Origin of the sequence: Lactimicrobium sp. (assembly GCF_036453465.1) — a bacterium.
Taxonomy (GTDB): Bacteria; Bacillota_I; Bacilli_A; order Erysipelotrichales; family Erysipelotrichaceae; genus Bulleidia.
Window position 1 is genome coordinate 13523 of the sequence record NZ_JAZHUW010000023.1, and the last position, 16151, is coordinate 29673.

Annotated in this window: 12 protein-coding genes and 2 pseudogenes; 4 read left to right on the forward strand and 10 right to left on the reverse strand. The window is 45.0% G+C overall.

Translation table 11 applies throughout. From position 1 onward, the window contains the following. Nucleotides 1–31: 31 nt before the first annotated feature. Both SOI44_RS10415 and SOI44_RS10420 read left to right on the forward strand, forming a co-directional pair. A pseudogene (locus tag SOI44_RS10415) lies at nucleotides 32–622 on the forward strand (ABC transporter ATP-binding protein); the annotation flags it as partial. 2460 nt (nucleotides 623–3082) lie between these two features. Then, entirely contained in the window at nucleotides 3083–3517 is a 435-nt protein-coding gene (locus SOI44_RS10420; protein WP_442914584.1) for an ABC transporter permease, read from the forward strand. A 59-nt stretch (nucleotides 3518–3576) separates the two neighbouring features. On the opposite strand, the gene SOI44_RS06910 is transcribed toward SOI44_RS10420, so the two are convergent. The 7 genes and pseudogenes from SOI44_RS06910 to lepB form a co-directional block, all read right to left on the reverse strand. Continuing rightward, nucleotides 3577–5595 carry a SpaA isopeptide-forming pilin-related protein gene (locus SOI44_RS06910; RefSeq protein ID WP_331348479.1) on the reverse strand — a complete coding sequence of 673 codons (2019 nt, stop codon included), beginning with the start codon at nucleotides 5593–5595 and terminating at the stop codon, nucleotides 3577–3579. Continuing rightward, nucleotides 5574–8438, reverse strand: a complete 2865-nt coding sequence (locus SOI44_RS06915; RefSeq protein ID WP_331348480.1) for a CHAP domain-containing protein — start codon at nucleotides 8436–8438, stop codon at nucleotides 5574–5576. The genes SOI44_RS06910 and SOI44_RS06915 overlap by 22 nt, the downstream gene beginning before the upstream one ends. A 21-nt stretch (nucleotides 8439–8459) precedes the next feature. Then, nucleotides 8460–9047 carry a sortase gene (locus SOI44_RS06920; protein WP_331348481.1) on the reverse strand — a complete coding sequence of 196 codons (588 nt, stop codon included), beginning with the start codon at nucleotides 9045–9047 and terminating at the stop codon, nucleotides 8460–8462. After that, nucleotides 9040–9774, reverse strand: a complete 735-nt coding sequence (locus tag SOI44_RS06925; RefSeq protein ID WP_331348482.1) for a SpaA isopeptide-forming pilin-related protein — start codon at nucleotides 9772–9774, stop codon at nucleotides 9040–9042. Before SOI44_RS06925 ends, SOI44_RS06920 begins: the two co-directional genes overlap by 8 nt. Further along, complete coding sequence (locus SOI44_RS06930) at nucleotides 9758–10609, reverse strand: class C sortase (RefSeq protein WP_331348483.1); 852 nt, start codon at nucleotides 10607–10609, stop codon at nucleotides 9758–9760. Before SOI44_RS06930 ends, SOI44_RS06925 begins: the two co-directional genes overlap by 17 nt. 109 nt (nucleotides 10610–10718) lie before the next feature. Beyond that, complete coding sequence (locus SOI44_RS06935; protein WP_331348484.1) at nucleotides 10719–12188, reverse strand: isopeptide-forming domain-containing fimbrial protein; 1470 nt, start codon at nucleotides 12186–12188, stop codon at nucleotides 10719–10721. 69 nt (nucleotides 12189–12257) lie between these two features. Further along, nucleotides 12258–12479 (reverse strand): annotated as a pseudogene (gene lepB / locus SOI44_RS06940) (signal peptidase I); the annotation flags it as partial. 53 nt (nucleotides 12480–12532) lie between these two features. On the opposite strand from lepB, the gene SOI44_RS06945 reads away from it, so the two are divergent. Together SOI44_RS06945 and SOI44_RS06950 are read left to right on the forward strand one after the other, a co-directional pair. Continuing rightward, the gene (locus tag SOI44_RS06945) at nucleotides 12533–13606 is read left to right on the forward strand and encodes a CobW family GTP-binding protein (RefSeq protein WP_331348485.1); all 1074 of its coding nucleotides are present in this window, start codon (nucleotides 12533–12535) and stop codon (nucleotides 13604–13606) included. Then, entirely contained in the window at nucleotides 13606–14547 is a 942-nt protein-coding gene (locus tag SOI44_RS06950) for a TIGR03943 family putative permease subunit (RefSeq protein WP_108775055.1), read from the forward strand. Before SOI44_RS06945 ends, SOI44_RS06950 begins: the two co-directional genes overlap by 1 nt. 38 nt (nucleotides 14548–14585) lie before the next feature. On the opposite strand, the gene SOI44_RS06955 is transcribed toward SOI44_RS06950, so the two are convergent. From SOI44_RS06955 to SOI44_RS06965, 3 genes are all read right to left on the reverse strand, one after another. Then, a complete protein-coding gene (locus SOI44_RS06955) occupies nucleotides 14586–14840 on the reverse strand; it encodes a hypothetical protein (protein WP_331348486.1) in 255 nt (84 codons plus the stop codon). 110 nt (nucleotides 14841–14950) lie between these two features. Beyond that, a complete protein-coding gene (locus SOI44_RS06960) occupies nucleotides 14951–15484 on the reverse strand; it encodes a TetR/AcrR family transcriptional regulator C-terminal domain-containing protein (RefSeq protein WP_331348487.1) in 534 nt (177 codons plus the stop codon). A 24-nt stretch (nucleotides 15485–15508) separates the two neighbouring features. Beyond that, on the reverse strand, nucleotides 15509–16021 hold the full coding sequence (locus tag SOI44_RS06965) for a manganese efflux pump (RefSeq protein WP_331348488.1): 513 nt from the start codon (nucleotides 16019–16021) through the stop codon (nucleotides 15509–15511). Nucleotides 16022–16151 lie beyond the last annotated feature (130 nt).

Here is a 16151-nt window from a genome sequence, read left to right on the forward strand (position 1 = left end):
CACTATGGGACGATTCAGGAGGTAGTGGATAATGCTGCAGATCAAGAATGTCAAAAAGGAATATCGGACCGGGGATCTGGTTCAGAAAGCGCTGGATGGTGTCAGCGTCAATCTGCGTGACAATGAATTTGTAGCAATCCTTGGTCCTTCTGGTTCCGGCAAGACAACATTGCTCAATGTCATTGGCGGCCTGGACCGCTATGATTCCGGTGAGCTTGTTATCAACGGCCTGACCACAAAGAAATATAAAGATAAGGATTGGGATTATTACCGCAACCACATGATCGGCTTTGTCTTTCAAAGCTATAATCTCATTCCCCATCAGACAATTCTTGCCAATGTTGAACTGGCTTTGACAATCTCTGGTATTTCCGGCAAGGAACGTCATGACCGGGCAGTCAAAGCACTTGAAAAAGTGGGTCTGGGCAACCAGATCCACAAAAAGCCTGCCCAGTTATCCGGCGGCCAGATGCAGCGTGTGGCCATTGCCAGAGCACTTGTCAATGATCCTGAGATCGTACTGGCAGATGAGCCAACCGGTGCCCTTGATTCTGAAACAAGCATCCAGGTCATGGAACTGCTCAAAGAGGTTGCCAAAGACCGGCTCGTTGTCATGGTCACTCACAATCCAGAATTGGCCCATCAGTATGCCACCCGTATCATTACAATCAAGGATGGCCATCTGATCAAAGATACCAATCCTTATATCATTGATAACAATGAACCGCCGGTCATCAAAAAGACCGGCAAGTCATCCATGAACTTTCTGACCGCATTGCAGCTGTCCTTCCAGAACCTGCGTACCAAGAAAGCAAGAACATTGCTTGTATCAATTGCCGGATCGATTGGCATCATCGGCATTGCCCTGATCATGTCCATCTCCAACGGCGTTCAGGTGTATATCCGCAAGACCGAGCGGGAAACCATGAGTGAATATCCCTTGCAGATCAATGAGCTTGGCGTGGATATGGATGCCATGATCAACGGTGCCAGAAGTGATTCCGAAAGTCAGATGAGTGCCACCGCCGATCCCAATGCCACCGGAGCACAGGTAAAAAATACGCTGGCAAGACAAAGCCAGGAAACATCTGACAATGACCTGTCTTCGTTGAAGACATATCTGGAAAGCAATGACACGATCCAGGAGAATGCCCGAGCCATTGAATACAAGTATGGCATCACCCCAAGGATCTATCTTGTTCAGAATGACAAGGATTATCTTGTCAGTGCGAATGCTTCTTCCAGCATGATGATGAGCTTCTCAGACAGCAGTTCTGATTTCTATCAGCTGCCAACAGCCTCAGATCTTTACAGCGATCAGTACAATCTGGAAACAGGCCACTGGCCTTCCAATGCCAATGAAGCAGTGCTTGTATTAAACAACGATGGATCCATCAACGATACACTGCTGTATGAGCTTGGCATCAAGGATTACAGCGAGTATGAACAGATCCAGCAGGATCAGGAAAATAACAAAGCCGTTTCGATTGCAGAAGATGATAACATTTACAGCTATGATAAATTCATCGGCTGCAGCTTCAAAGTCATCTCACCAAGTGATCTGTACAAGTACAACGAGGAAAACAATGTCTATGTCGACAACGGCTCAGATGAAGAGACATTGAAAAATGCGGTAAACAATGGCATTGACCTCACCATTGTCGGTGTGGCAGTGCCAAAGAGTGATGTCAAAGTCACAAGCCTTTCCACCGGGATCGGGTACACCAATGATCTGACCCAGGAAGTCATCAAGCGGGCTTCACAGTCTGATGCCGTGAAAGCACAGCTTGCCAATCCAAGCATCAACATCTTTACCAACAAGTCTTTCGATGATGAAAACAACAGCGACTTCTCTCTGGAAAATCTGATCTCAATAGATACCGATGCATTGACCAATGCCTTCAGTATCAATCCTGATAACCTGCAGCTTAACTTTGATCCAGATCAGCTGAATCTCGATAACATTGATCTTTCAAATCTGATTGACACCAATGCACTGCAAAAAGCTACCCCGCAGTTTACAACAGAACAGCTCAACAACATCCTGAAAAAAGCCAATCTGACAATCACTCAGGATAATCTGAAGACACTATTCACTGATCTTTATCAAAGCTATACAAGCCAGAATCCCGATACACTTTCAGGTTTCACCTCTTCCTTCTCCAGCTGGATCCAGTCAGATGAAGGAAAAGAAGCATTCAAACAGGCGGTGGCAGCGATCATTCAAAAGGATGCCAGCGGCACCTTACAGCCGGACAACCTGCAGAAAGTCATCACAAGCATCATGGAAGGCTTCCCGGAATATGTGATCAAAAACAATCTGGCAGACAAAACCTTCCAGGAACAGTTAGAAGCATATCTCTCCGATGACAGCACCAGAAAGACCATGCAGGATGAAGGCACAAAGATGAAGGATGCCATCAGTAATCTGGATCTGAGTGATGATGATATCAAAAACATCATCTCCACCTTCACAAACAGCTATAACGACTATGCAAAGAAAACAGAAGGTGCTGTATCAACAGATGATGTCATCAGTTCCTTCCAGAACTGGATGAGCTCAGAACAGGCAGCAGATGTCCTGAAGAAAGATATCACTCAGTTCATTGATCTGGATGCTCTGCAGAATGCATTTGTACAGGAATTCAATGATTCCATGAGTAGTTACAGCAATGCCATTGCGACCCAGGTTCAAAATGCCATGACAAATGTAATGACCCAGGTGATGACACAGCTGTCAGATACCATGTCCAACAGTATGACAAGCCTGATGTCACAGATGTCCAATATGTTCAATATTGACACAGATGCCTTTGCCAACATGATCCATATCAACACAAGTGCATCCAGCCTGCAGTCAATGCTGTCAAGCATGTTATCCACAGCAAAGACAACCGCACAGTCCAACCTTGCCACATTAGGATATGCAGATCTCAACAAGCCAACCGAAATTGATATCTACCCCAATGACTTCGATGCCAAGACCACGATCAAGAATGTCTTGAATGATTACAACCAGCAGATGAAAGACAGCGGTCAGAATGATAAAGTCATTGTCTACACCGACCTTGTGGCAACGATGATGAAGTCAGTTACAGATATCATTAACACCATCTCACTGGTATTAATTGCCTTTGTGGCAATCTCCTTGATCGTTTCTTCCATCATGATCGGGGTTATCACCTACATCTCCGTTCTGGAAAGAAGAAAAGAAATCGGTATCTTAAGAGCACTTGGCGCAAGCAAGCACAACATCACCGAAGTCTTCAATGCCGAAACATTCATCACCGGCGCACTGGCAGGTATCATCGGTATCGTTACTGCCCTGATCCTGCTGATCCCTGGCAACAAGATCATCCACCATGTATTATCATCCAATGAAATCAATGCATCACTGCCCATTACTGCTGCAGCAGGACTCATCGTCCTCTCGATAGCACTCACACTGCTTGCAGGCTTATTACCATCCAGAAAAGCCGCAAAGAGTGATCCAGTGGCAGCATTGAGATCTGAGTAACAAGCCATTTAAAAAGGTCTGGTTCCCAACGGAATCAGACCTTTTCATCTGAAGCAATCTCAGCTTCTTTTCCTCTTTTGAATCACAAACATCACAACAGCCACAGCAACCAGCACACCGCCAGCCACATAGATCATGGTAGTACCAGCACCACCGGTCGTAGGCAGTTCGTAACTCTTTACAGAGTTCTTGATGATAATTGTTTGATTATCACCAACCGACGCATCAGATGATGCTTTGCCATCTTCTGCTGTTACCGTAACACCATTCTGATCCACATGGACTACCAATACTTTCTTCAAGCGATCATAGCCTGCTGGTTCTTTTGTTTCTTTCAGGTAATAGGTACCACCAAGTAGCGTGAAGGAATCATTACCATTGGAATCTCTCAGAACACCATTTTCATCGGAAAAAAGTCCATCCATACCACTGACAACCTGAGTGCAAGCACTGTCAGTATAAAGACTGAACTCAGCACCAGACAGCACTTTTGAAGTATCTTTTGCATCAACTTTTGTCAGATGGATAATCTGCTTGATTGGTGTATTTTCAATATTCTGAGAATCACCACCACTGAAGATATGCATCTGTGCGTCACCGAGATTGATTGTAGTAAGTGGATATTTGGTCATATCAGAAGACTGTACATAGAAGTAGAATGGCGTGCTGTCTATCTGATAGCCAGTTGGAGCAGCTGTTTCCACTAAACGATAATACGTGTTTGGAGTAAGACTGCTGATTGTGAATGATCCGTCGTCACCAGTCTGGTACGTTCCATTCTCAACTTCCTTGAACTTCTGATCATCAGATTCTGCAGAAATACTTGGATCATATTCAGAAAGCTGGAATTGTGCACCTGGCAGCTTTACTGCATTATCATCACTGCTTACCTTTACAAAAGTCACACCATGGAATTCTACCGATGCAGAAGACTTCTTGATCTCAAGGTTCTCAGTCGTGGTTGTGCTGTTTGCAACACGAGTTCCTCCATTCAGAGTTGCAGTATTGCTGACATTTGTTAATGTTGTCGCTTTCTCACCAGAAATCTTGTATGTATAGGTCACATCAATTGCTGTCTTATCAGGAACATTTTCAAGCGTAATAGTTCCGTTATATGTTCTCTGGGTACTAGAACCGTTGGTTGCAACTGTCTGACCATCTGTTTTCTGGGTAATAGCAGAAACATCTCCATCACCTTTTACTTTGCTAAACGTAATGCTATCCAGTTTGAATGAAACCGCACCATTTGTGCTGAGATCATAAGATGCAGTAAACAAATCCGTAAATGTCAGTGTGGAATGATCAGAACCATCCGCAATCAATTGCGCAGCATCAGGATTAATGTGAACAGTATATTTCAGGATATTACTAATACCTGCAGATCCATGATCAATGCCATCGCAAACCTTATCGAGAACCTTATTAGATTCATCCTTGATCACAGTGGTTTCCTGTGATGCTTCAGCAGTCTTGTTATTGCCATATGTAATGGATGCTTTATTCAGATATTTCTGAATTGCTGTATAAGTACCATCTTCATACAACTTGGACCAATCCTTGTCTGCCGGAATCTGGCAATTGACTTCGATGTCAATGTATCTATTGTTGGTATTGTTAGAGTTCTGCACTTGGTCATGCAACTTCTCTATTAGATTCTGAGGGAATATGATCTTGATAGTCTTCCCATCCACAGATGACTGAATATTGTAATCCTTTAGAGTATTTCCTCTATCATCTGTTACGGCGTTACTAGCATTCTTCTTCGTAATATCAATTTTTGATTCAAAACATTTCCATTTTGATTGGTCAAAAAGTCCTTTTATATTTATGCTGCTTGCAACAAGATCTCCTGGAATGCTTTCTGTAACTGTTAAGGCTCCGTCAGAATAATTACGTAGATAAACTCGAACATTCCAAGTCAAAGTATGATCCTGCAAGCTAGCATAATCATGGCTAGAAGCGTTAGACGTATTTGCAATTTTATCTGATTTTTCAATTGAAGGAATACTAGGAAAATATTTATTCTCAGCAGTTACATAATAGTGGTTGTTAAGATCTACAGTATTCTGACAGTCCAATTCATATTTTTCAGATCATATGAGGATTGGTAATCCAATGAAATAGTTCTTTCAGAATTCTGCCCATCTACAGTAAAAGTGATATAGAATTTCTGATATTTCTTATTGTTATCAAACGGATTCTCATAGCATTGCCCATCAACTCCTTTTGATAGATCAGTTGCATCTTTATATGGATATGCCTTGAACTCAAATAAACCAGAAAACTGACTCTGGACCTGATCATAAATTGCTTTCAACTGATCACCTGTAAAATATTGATATTGTGGATATTTCAATTCATCAGTTACAGTGCATTCAGTTTTAGCCCACTCTTTTGTTTCTAGCTTAAATGATACATGCCACTTATTAATCAGCACATCATCTGAATAATCCGAAATAGAAACACCTTCACCTGTTTTCTCAATTGGGGAATCAGTAGGAGTAGAAGGCTTAGGTACATAAGCAGTACCACTACCATCCGTTGAAGAATTATTGTCTGGGTTATGTATTGTTGCTTTATTAGTGACGTTTGTACCCAGATCAGCATCCTTCACAATTGTTCGATAAGTAAATGTATATTTTTGGGCTGTTGAACCTGACGGGAATGAATAATTCAGAAATTCACTCTTTGAAATAGAGTGATCACTACCATCATTCATAGTTATGCTCTCGCCATATATATCATCAGCTGTCAGCCCATTTCCTTTATAGGTATCAGATAGTTGCAAACCGCCTAAGTCTTTTCCACTCCTATTATCTACTGTAATCGTCCATTGAATAGTTTTTGATGCATCATCGTATGTACCATTTGATTTTGTAACCTGAATGCTGTTAAACCACACATCATTTGTAGCCTCTTTTATTAAATCATGTCCATTTTCATCTTTTGTCTCTGCAATTGCATGATTCTTCAGATCCAGATTGATAATACTGTTTGCAAGATCAGGATCATATGATGTCTCGTACGTAATTTCATATACAGAGCCTGCATCCATCTGTGGAAGAGTCAACTGATATCCATTCTTTGATGATGAATTAATTACATACGTAGATGAAGAAACCGATGAAGACTGCTTGAGATCAGAATGATCACCAGTCTTATTATTCTTCTTTGTAACATTAATGGTATCTAGATTCAGATGATTGATATTCGAATCATAACCAATCGTTGTTAATACATCTTTTAAAGCAACATTATCATACGTACCATTATTTGAAGAGATTGTAACATGATATACAAGCTTATGATTTTTCTTATTCTGATCAGAATTATCTGCCCACTTGCCTACCTGAAGATCCGCAGGATTACGGTAGATAATATCAGGCAGCGTAATCTTGTCCGAATATGGTACATCAACCTCGTTATTGTATGTTGCATCTAAACTGCACAGTCCAAACTCATAGGTAAGTGTACCGTCTGCATCACTGTTCTTGTTCTTTTCAACAGCAGTCGAATTAAATTTGACAGTAATCTTTCCATCACTGCTGATAGAATACGTACCAGCAACTTCTCCGTCCATTTCAATTGGCTGATCAGAGATAGCAGCACACTGCTTATTCTTAAACTTGCTCAGTACGTCATCTAGAAGCTGATAGACAAAGATACCGTTGGACATAGCTCCCTTGTCAATATGGAATTTGTAAGATGCTTTAAAATGAGTGTTGTCATTAACACAGATCTGACCCGTTATCTTTGACAAATCTGCCCAGGAATTTACATCATCCGGATTATTGGAATAGTACAAACTATCCACTGTCATATCCAAGGTCTGGATAACACTTGCTGCATTGCTGTGTCTAACAAATAGCTTTGCAAACAACGACTTCTTAGTAGCTGAAGATGTAGTAGTCTCTGGAACAACTGTCTCAACTGGGGCTGTTGTAGCTTCGGGAGAAGCTGTTGCTTCCGGTGTAGATGTCGATTCTGCTGTAGAAACGGCAGCAGGTGTTACAGTAACCTCAGGTGTAGATGTAGCTTCAGGCTCAGTAGTGTTTTCTGGTTCAGCAGTTTCTACAGCCTCAGATGCTGCATCTGCTGTGATTTCCGGTTGTGCTGTCTCTTCTGGTGCACTTGCTTCTGCAGGTGCAGCAGTTTCTTCTGTTTCTGTTGTTTCTGCTGTCTGCATAGCAGGATTCTGCGGCATCTGGATGTAACCTGCTACTCTGGCATCCGTTGTGTCGTAGTTTTCCTGTGCAACGGCATTGTTATAGTCACCTTCCACAATCTTGATGGCGGTACCGTTTGCTTCAGTGATGATAGCCGCATGATCACTTGCACCATCATTGTTCTCATCCAGGATGATCAGATCTCCGGCATTTGGTGTATAGCTGTCTTTTGTGACATAGGCAGAATTCGATGCCCATGTAGAAATATCATTGCTCAAAGACAGACTGTTTGTATCAACGTTTGCATAATGCAGGCAGAACAGAACAAAGTCTGTATTCCAGTCTGCATACGGTTCATTCATCCATGCACCATAGCGGTTGTAGCCCTTTTTCTCATTGTTGTCTGCAACCTGGTAATTAGAGGTGCTTTCCTGATAGCCAAGCTGACTGTTTGCCACAGCCACAACATCTTCATTCCAGTTGCCTGTTAAGGAAGGAATTGTGGCAGTCCAGTTGGCTTCGGTTTCAAGATCGGCATTGGGGTTGGAGTAGCACTGCAGGGTATGTGTATGATTAGGTCCTTCTTCCTGACCACAGTATGTCGTTTCAGACATCGTCATGGCAGGCATGATCATGGTATAGGATGTGCAGAACACAGTCACACATGACAGCATGGCTACTGCTTTTTTCCAGAATTTCTTCTTATTGTGCTTCTTCAGCATGCCATCCTTTTCATCAAACGTATTCCGCTTCATAATCCTCATACCCCTTTCAACTTACTCTGCTTTCACACACCGCAGGGCCATTCTTTCCCGCCCGCTAATCGTGCATGTAAACAATGTCAGATCCCAGTCGCCGGAAATCATTTCCTGTACCTGGGTTGGCTTGTAAATCTCTTTGCTGTCAACCGTGTAGTGAAACACCTTCCCATCCACGGTTGTGAAGTAAACATCCGCACCCTCTTCAGCCCATTTCAATGAACCAAAGTGGCTTGCATAATCATGTCCGGCAATGACCATGTCATTGCTGTAGCAGGATCCTGTATACAAACACGGTGATACCCGCAGCTTGCTGTAACTGAACGATGAAGCTACCGGCAGGCTCAGATTCAATGATGGAATCTCAAGAATCCCAATGTAATCAATTCCATTGATCGTTACTGTCTTCAGCTCTGTATTCTGCTCTTCAACGCCCTGCTTCTTATCCTCAGGAATTTCTTCCTGCAGCTGAGAAACTGTTTCACTTGCTGCTTTCTCTGCCCGGTTGGAATCCCAGCGGTTATAGAGAACCAAAGCCAGGGCAGCTGCCAGCATCAGTCCGCCGGCAATGAAGAACCATGTTCCCTTCTTTTTGTGCTTAGCCATTCTTCCTCTGGATCCAGCCAATCAGAATCAATGCTGTACCAAGTGATGCCAGCACCGGTACCGGCCACCAGAGCTGTCCAGTCTGAGGAAGCTCACTTGTGCCAGGCACATTCGGAATGTTCGGTGTTGGTGATGGAGACGGCACATCCGGAGAAGGTGATGGCTGATCATTTGTTCCCGGAGGCAGCGGCTGCATTACCGTGCCAGTCTTTGGTGTGGCATCCACATCATAGACATAGGCATTGTCCGCAATCATCGGGATTGTCACAATGAACGGATCCAGCACCGTATAGGCACCGCTTCTCTGTGTCTGCACAACCAGATACAATCCAGCCTGCAGATCATTGAAATGCACCTGCCCATTGGCATCCACTGTCTGAGGAGTACCAGTGATATCCTGCTTCTTAACATATGACTGATAGCTCTTGGCAAGTGCTGCCACATCATCCTCAATGTGAGAGAAGGAATAACCACAGCCATTGAAATCATTCGTATAGACATAGGCATATCCAGTTGAAGTTGCTTCAACCGTTGCGACCTTGTATACCGTGATCTCTCCGCCTGCCACAGGCTCTGATGTCCGGGAATCCTTTACCGTAACAGAAATCGAACCAGTTCTTGTTACATCCGGAAGACCCAGCTCATCATCCGCCAGTGCCGGAACCATCAGCCAGCCGGCCAATGCCGCCGCAGATACCAGCGCAGCGATCTTATTCATCCCTTTCATCCATTCCACCTCTTCTCTTCTTAGAACCACTCACAAGCGCCACAATCAGCAGTGCCACCAGAATCGGCACCATGATTGCTACCGCAACACTCATGTGGTCAATCTGCATCGCATCTGCACTCACCCGCTCTGATGTACTGTCACCATTTGGCACCCGGTGTCCCCGGACCAGCAGACGGTGATCATTGACACCATACGGCGTGCAGGTCATCAACGTACACAGATCCTGTCCCGCTTCAATCCGCAATGCATCCGTTTCATCCGGAAGCACAATCAGGATCTGATCCACTTCATATGTCAGCGTCTCATCCAGCGTATGAAGCATGAACGTATCGCCAACCTTCATCTTGTCAAGATTCGTAAACAGCTTTGCACTCGGAAGACCTCTATGCCCCGATATTACACAATGGGTTCCCTCTCCCCCGACCGGAAGAGAAGTACCAGGCAGATGACCGATTGCAATCTGCAGGATCGATGCATCTGTACCGTGATAAATCGGAAGTTTGCAGTTGATCTTAGGAATCTCAACATATCCCATGATCCCTGTCCCGGTCACATCCAGCTGCTTCTCATACGCAGCCAGCTGCTCATCATCCGGTTCCAGATTAAACTCACTGTTGGCAAGCTGCTGATTATATGCAACCGCATCATCCCACATCTGCTGATACGATGAATTATCAATCTCACTCACCGTCTCAGCATACGAGGCAATTGCCTTAGACTGATGCCTTGCATTCCAATAATCACTGACGGAAGGATACAGCAGCAAGGAAAGCCCTGCAGCAAACACCAATATCAATATCAATGTACTCAAATGTTTCTTAAGCCACTTCATACCTGCAGAGTTTTCCTCACTGCCATAAGCCAAAGAGCATATTTACCCTTTGGCTTTGGCAGTTTGTTCAGTATTCATGCTGATTCAGCACGATACTGGATTCATTCAATTATTTTGCTTCAGCCTTCTTCTTTGCAGCCAGAAGCACACCAGCCACAACAACCATCAGGCCGCCAGCAACATAGAACATCGTTGTACCAATGCCACCAGTAGAAGGAAGTGTAGAACCCTTCTTGTTGACAACATCTGTTGTCAGCGAACCAGTTTTTGTATCACCTGCAAATGTTGCTTCACCACTGGTCACATTACCACTAAGTTCCGTCAGTTGCGGATCATCTGATGCTGTGGCATGTTTAGCAGAGATTGTGAACTCAATCGGTGTGATTGTGTTATATCCTGCCGGAGTTGTTGTCTCAGTCAGCTTGTAGTCGCCATCATCCAGACCTGTGAATTCGAATGTTGTTGTTTTATCATCAGCTGTGAAGGATTTAATTTCTTTGTATGTTCCATCACTCTGCTTCTTCTCCAGCTTGAAGGCAGCACCTTTCAGAGACTTCTTATCCTGATCAACCTTGTTAACAACAACCTTGTATGTGAAGACGATGTTCTTGTCATCAGGCGTCTTGCCTGTTTCACCCTCACCACCGTTGTTCGGGTTGTTGGAATATGTCAGATTGACTGTGTTAGGGTTGCCGGCAGCGCCAATCACTGCATTCTTATTGAGCGTTGCAGTATAGGTCACAACGACCTTTGTGTTTGCATCCAAGGTCACATCATCGATGCCCTTCAGGTTATCGCAGGCCCAGGTAACAGTTGTACCATCAGTGCCAGTATTTACATTCTCTTTGAAGGAGTCTGTCACATCCTTGGTACCGATCATGATCTTTGTGCTGCCTTCTTTAAAGGTCAGGCCCTTGCTCATCGTATCAGTGAATACATACTTGTAAGTTGTGTAATCAGCGATATTATCAGGCATTGAACCTGTGACCTGATAAGGCACATCATCGCCGATATCATAGTCAGCGGAATCCTGCCAGTCAGATGTAGTGCCTTCACTGTCGTTTGCGTCCATGACCTTCTTTACAACCGTTGGAACATCAGACTTGATTTTTGCCTCTGTATCACCAACAACCTGAACAATGAACTTCGTGTAGGCGTCCTCTGTACCGCTCTGTGTGCCATCCTTATCCTTGACCAGATAGTAGCCAGCCGCAAGACCATCAATCACTGTCTTCCCACTGGAAGAGGTTACTGTCTTTACCGCTTTTGTAAGTGTGAGCTTCTCTTCAAGCTGTGCAAGCGACATGGTGTTATCACCAAGGGCTTTTGCGATAGCAGCAGCCGATTCCGTTCCTGTGTAGGTAACGCCTGTCCCCCATTCCACATTGGACAGGACCTTCTTTTCACCCTCTGTTGAGAGATCACCTGTGAAGATCTGGTATGCTTCATAGGTATGTCCTTCCGTTGTACCATTAAGCGTCAGCTTATAGGTAGTGCCCTCTGCAAATACTGTGGTCATCATGGCAAAGCTCATGAGTACACTTACCAGTACTGCTGCGAGTTTCTTCATGTGTTTCATAACACTTCCTCCTTTGTTCTCCCCTGTATACAAATGGCCTTTGCCATTCATACCAAATTTGTTTCTGGCTTAGTTCAGTAAGCCGAGATTGCTCAATGGCCAGATCCTGAAGACGATCTTGCCGACAATCTGTTCATCGCTGACAACACCAATTGTGCTGCTGCGTGAATCAACCGATACGCTCCGGTTGTCTCCCATCACGAAGATGCCGCCATCCGGAACCTGATAGGGCAGTGTAATATCACACTGTCCCAGTGCCTTTTCCTGCAGATAAGGCTCATCGATCACCTTGCCATTGACAGACTGCCTATAATAATAAAGGTTACTGAAAAGGAGTGAGTTACATGAGCAAAGTAGATATTATTTCCGGTTTTCTCGGGGCCGGCAAAACAACTCTGATACAGAAATTATTAAAGGAATCTCTGGCTGGCCAGAAGGTCGTCCTGGTAGAGAATGAATTTGGTGAGATCGGTATCGATGGCGGGTTCCTCAAGGAGGCCGGCATCATTATCAATGAAGTCAACGGCGGCTGTATCTGCTGCACCCTGCAGGGTGACTTCCAGCAGGCACTGAAGAAGGTTCTGCAGCAGTACAATCCGGACCGCATCATCATTGAGCCGTCTGGTGTCGGCAAGCTGTCTGACATCCTGCGCATTGTCAACAGCGTTGAAGGCCTGGAAGTCAACAGCCGCAGCACCGTCGTGGATGCCAAGCGCTGTGCGATCTACCACAAGAACTTCCGTGAGTTCTTTGATGATCAGATTGCCTCTGCTGCCTGCATCATCCTGTCCCGCACCCAGCTTTGCAATGATGACACTGTTCAGAAGGATCTCGATATCATTCATGAACTGAATGACAAGGCCAGAGTCATCACAACACCATGGGATGAGCTGTCCGGCAATGCGATTCTGGAAGCGATGGAAGGCTCTGCCAGCGCCATTCCTTCCGTACTTTCGGATGATGATGACGACGATGATGACCATGATCACGAGCATGATCATGACCACGAGCATGAACATGACGAGCACCATCATGAAGATGATGAAAGAAGAGCAGCTGCCAATGCCGGCTTAAGTGCAGGCAATGTCATCCATCTGGGTGAGGAAGAACATGGTGAGCATCACCATCATCACCATCATGGCGGGCATGATGCGGATGAAGTGTTTGATTCCATCGGCATTGAAACCATCAACCATTACAGCAAAGAGGACATTGAAAATGCCCTGCAGGGTCTTGGCGACAATATCGTGCGGGCAAAAGGTATTGTCCCGGACAAGGACGGCGGCTGGCTGTTCTTCGACTATGTGCCGGGTGATACAGATATCCGCAAGGGTTCTCCTGCCTATACCGGCCTGATCACTGTCATTGGTGAAAAGGTTGATGTCGAGCTGATGAAGAAGCTGTTTGGAGTGAAGTAATGGCTGTTCCCGTCTATCTTTTTACAGGCTTCCTGGATGCCGGCAAGACAACCCTCATCAAGGACTGCATGAACGATACCGGCTTCATGGAAGGCATTGAAAGAACACTGCTGTTATGCTTTGAGCAGGGTGAAGTATCCTATGATGAAGCCTTCTGTAATGCCCACCACCTGTTTGTGGAATACTATGAGGACGCTTCTGTACTGACACCGGAAAAGATTCATGAACTGGATGTCATCTACCACCCTTCCCAGGTATTCATCGAATGGAACGGCACGATGCCCGTACCGGAATCCTTCCTTAACGGCCTTGGTGATTCCTGGCCGCTGGTTCAGGTATTGACACCGGTAGATGCCACAACCTTTGAACTGTACATCAACGCCATGCGCTCCATGCTGTTTGAGCAGCTGCGCTATTCTGATACAGTCATCGTCAACAGATGCACCGAAGATACCAATGCCCGCATGATCCGCGGCAACATCAAGGCGATCAACAGAAGAGCACAGATCTTCTGGGAAGGTCCGTTTGGCGCACAGGTCAATCTCAAGCAGGGACTTCTCCCCTTCGATCTCAATGCCCCGGTCATTGATGTGGCCGATGATGACTACGGCATCTGGTACATGGACTGTGTGGAAAATCCGGATAAATATGCCGGCAAGAAGATTATTCTGCGCGGCTATTATGCTGAAAACATTCCCGGCTACAAACAGACATTCATTCTTGGCAGAAGAGCGATGGTCTGCTGTGCCCAGGACACAAGCCTCTGTGGAATCACTGTGACAGGTGTCAAGATCTGGGAGATGAAGAAAGGTGACTGGATTGAGGTGGAAGGCACACTGAAGCCGATTGAAGGTGACAACGGCATGAAAACGGTTGTTCTCTATGCCGATCTGGTGCGCCGCTATCATAAGCCAGAGCAGGAATACGTTACTTTCAGTTAAGACAAAATGAGGAGCTGGATATTCCAGTTCCCCATTTTTTATCGCATCCAATCCTTATAACGAATCCTTTCCTCCTGCTTTGTTCTGGCAATCACGCCCTGGGCCGCATCCTTTGAGCCATACAGACGGCTCTGGCGCAGACAGACACCGCCATTGCTGTCCACAAAGCGGATCACATAAAAACCATAGCTGTAACGCAGCACCACTGCCTGGCGCAGATACAGCTTTGACTGAATGATAAACACCATCTGTCCCTTTGCATACTTCTGCTGCCAGCATCCCGTTTCTGTCATCTCTGTCTTCCTTCTTTCCAGCAAAAGCGTAAAGCCAAAAGAAAAAGCTGCAGTACCTGTTTGCGTACTGCAGTCAGAAAAAAGAAAAAACAAAAAGAAAACGCCTGCCATCAGCGGCGGGCGATATAGTCACCAAAGGAATGATTCAACAGATCAATCACCATACGGCGGTATGTTGCTTCAGAAGCACCCTGTGGCGCAAACACAAACTGCCGGATGATAAATGCAAAACCTTCCGCATAATACCGGGCCAGCAGCTCATTGCTGTAAGCAGGCATATAATCCATCTTCCGGTTCTCATCAAAGAACTCCATCATGGCTTCACTCAGATTCGAGCGGATCATATCCTCAAAGCTGTTCTGCCCTGTCACATTGTAGGCAGCACGGTAAAAAGCGCGGTTTTTCTCAATATTATTCAAGGCTGAATCAATGAACAGATTGAAGTTGCCGGTTACCATTGCCTGCTTGTCACCAAGCAGATCGGTATGCACAATCCAGTTCAGACAGTCATATTTATCATCAAAATAGTTATAAAACGTCGCCCGGATGACCCCTGTCTCATCACAAATCTGTTTGATTGTTATCTTCTCAAACAGCTTTCTGGTCATCAGAACCCGCAGGTTCTCTGCCAGGGACGTTTTCATAATCCCTCTGCGATACTCCATCCATTACCTCATGATCACGTAATTCGCAAGAATCCAGATGCTGAAGAAAACCATCAGCGCACCTCCGGAAATTCCCACCAGTTTCTGATAGCTTGTCCCTAGATTATATCCGATTGAAAGAGCAATGAAAACTGTCAGAAAACTGACCACCAGAACACTGATCATGGCATAGCGCAGCATCAGGCCCATGAAAGAGAATCCTGCCATCAGCACCATGGTATCAATATTGGTCAGAACACTCAGACGGAGCATCTTTCTGCAGTTGAAATCCGGATCCAGCTTTTCAACATAGCCGTTATCAGAGCGGAAACTCTTGAAGATCACAAACAGGCCAAGGAAAAAGATGATCAGACTGGCCGCAGTCATTTCAGCAGAGCCGTTCATGACGTTTTTGAAAATAGCCGCAAGACAGTATCCAACAACAACGGCAGCCGCACCGATCAAAGCATAGATCAATGCATACAAAGCCCTCTTTTTCAGGGTGAAATTGCGCAGTGTCGCACCTGTCTGCATCATGACAATAAATCCATCCAGGGACATGCCAATCAGGACATATTAACAAATTGGTGAATTCTGTGGCTACTGTACTTGTTCATGTACAGTAATGTTAAGCTGGTTGATTATCTTCATTCATGTGAGGTGAATT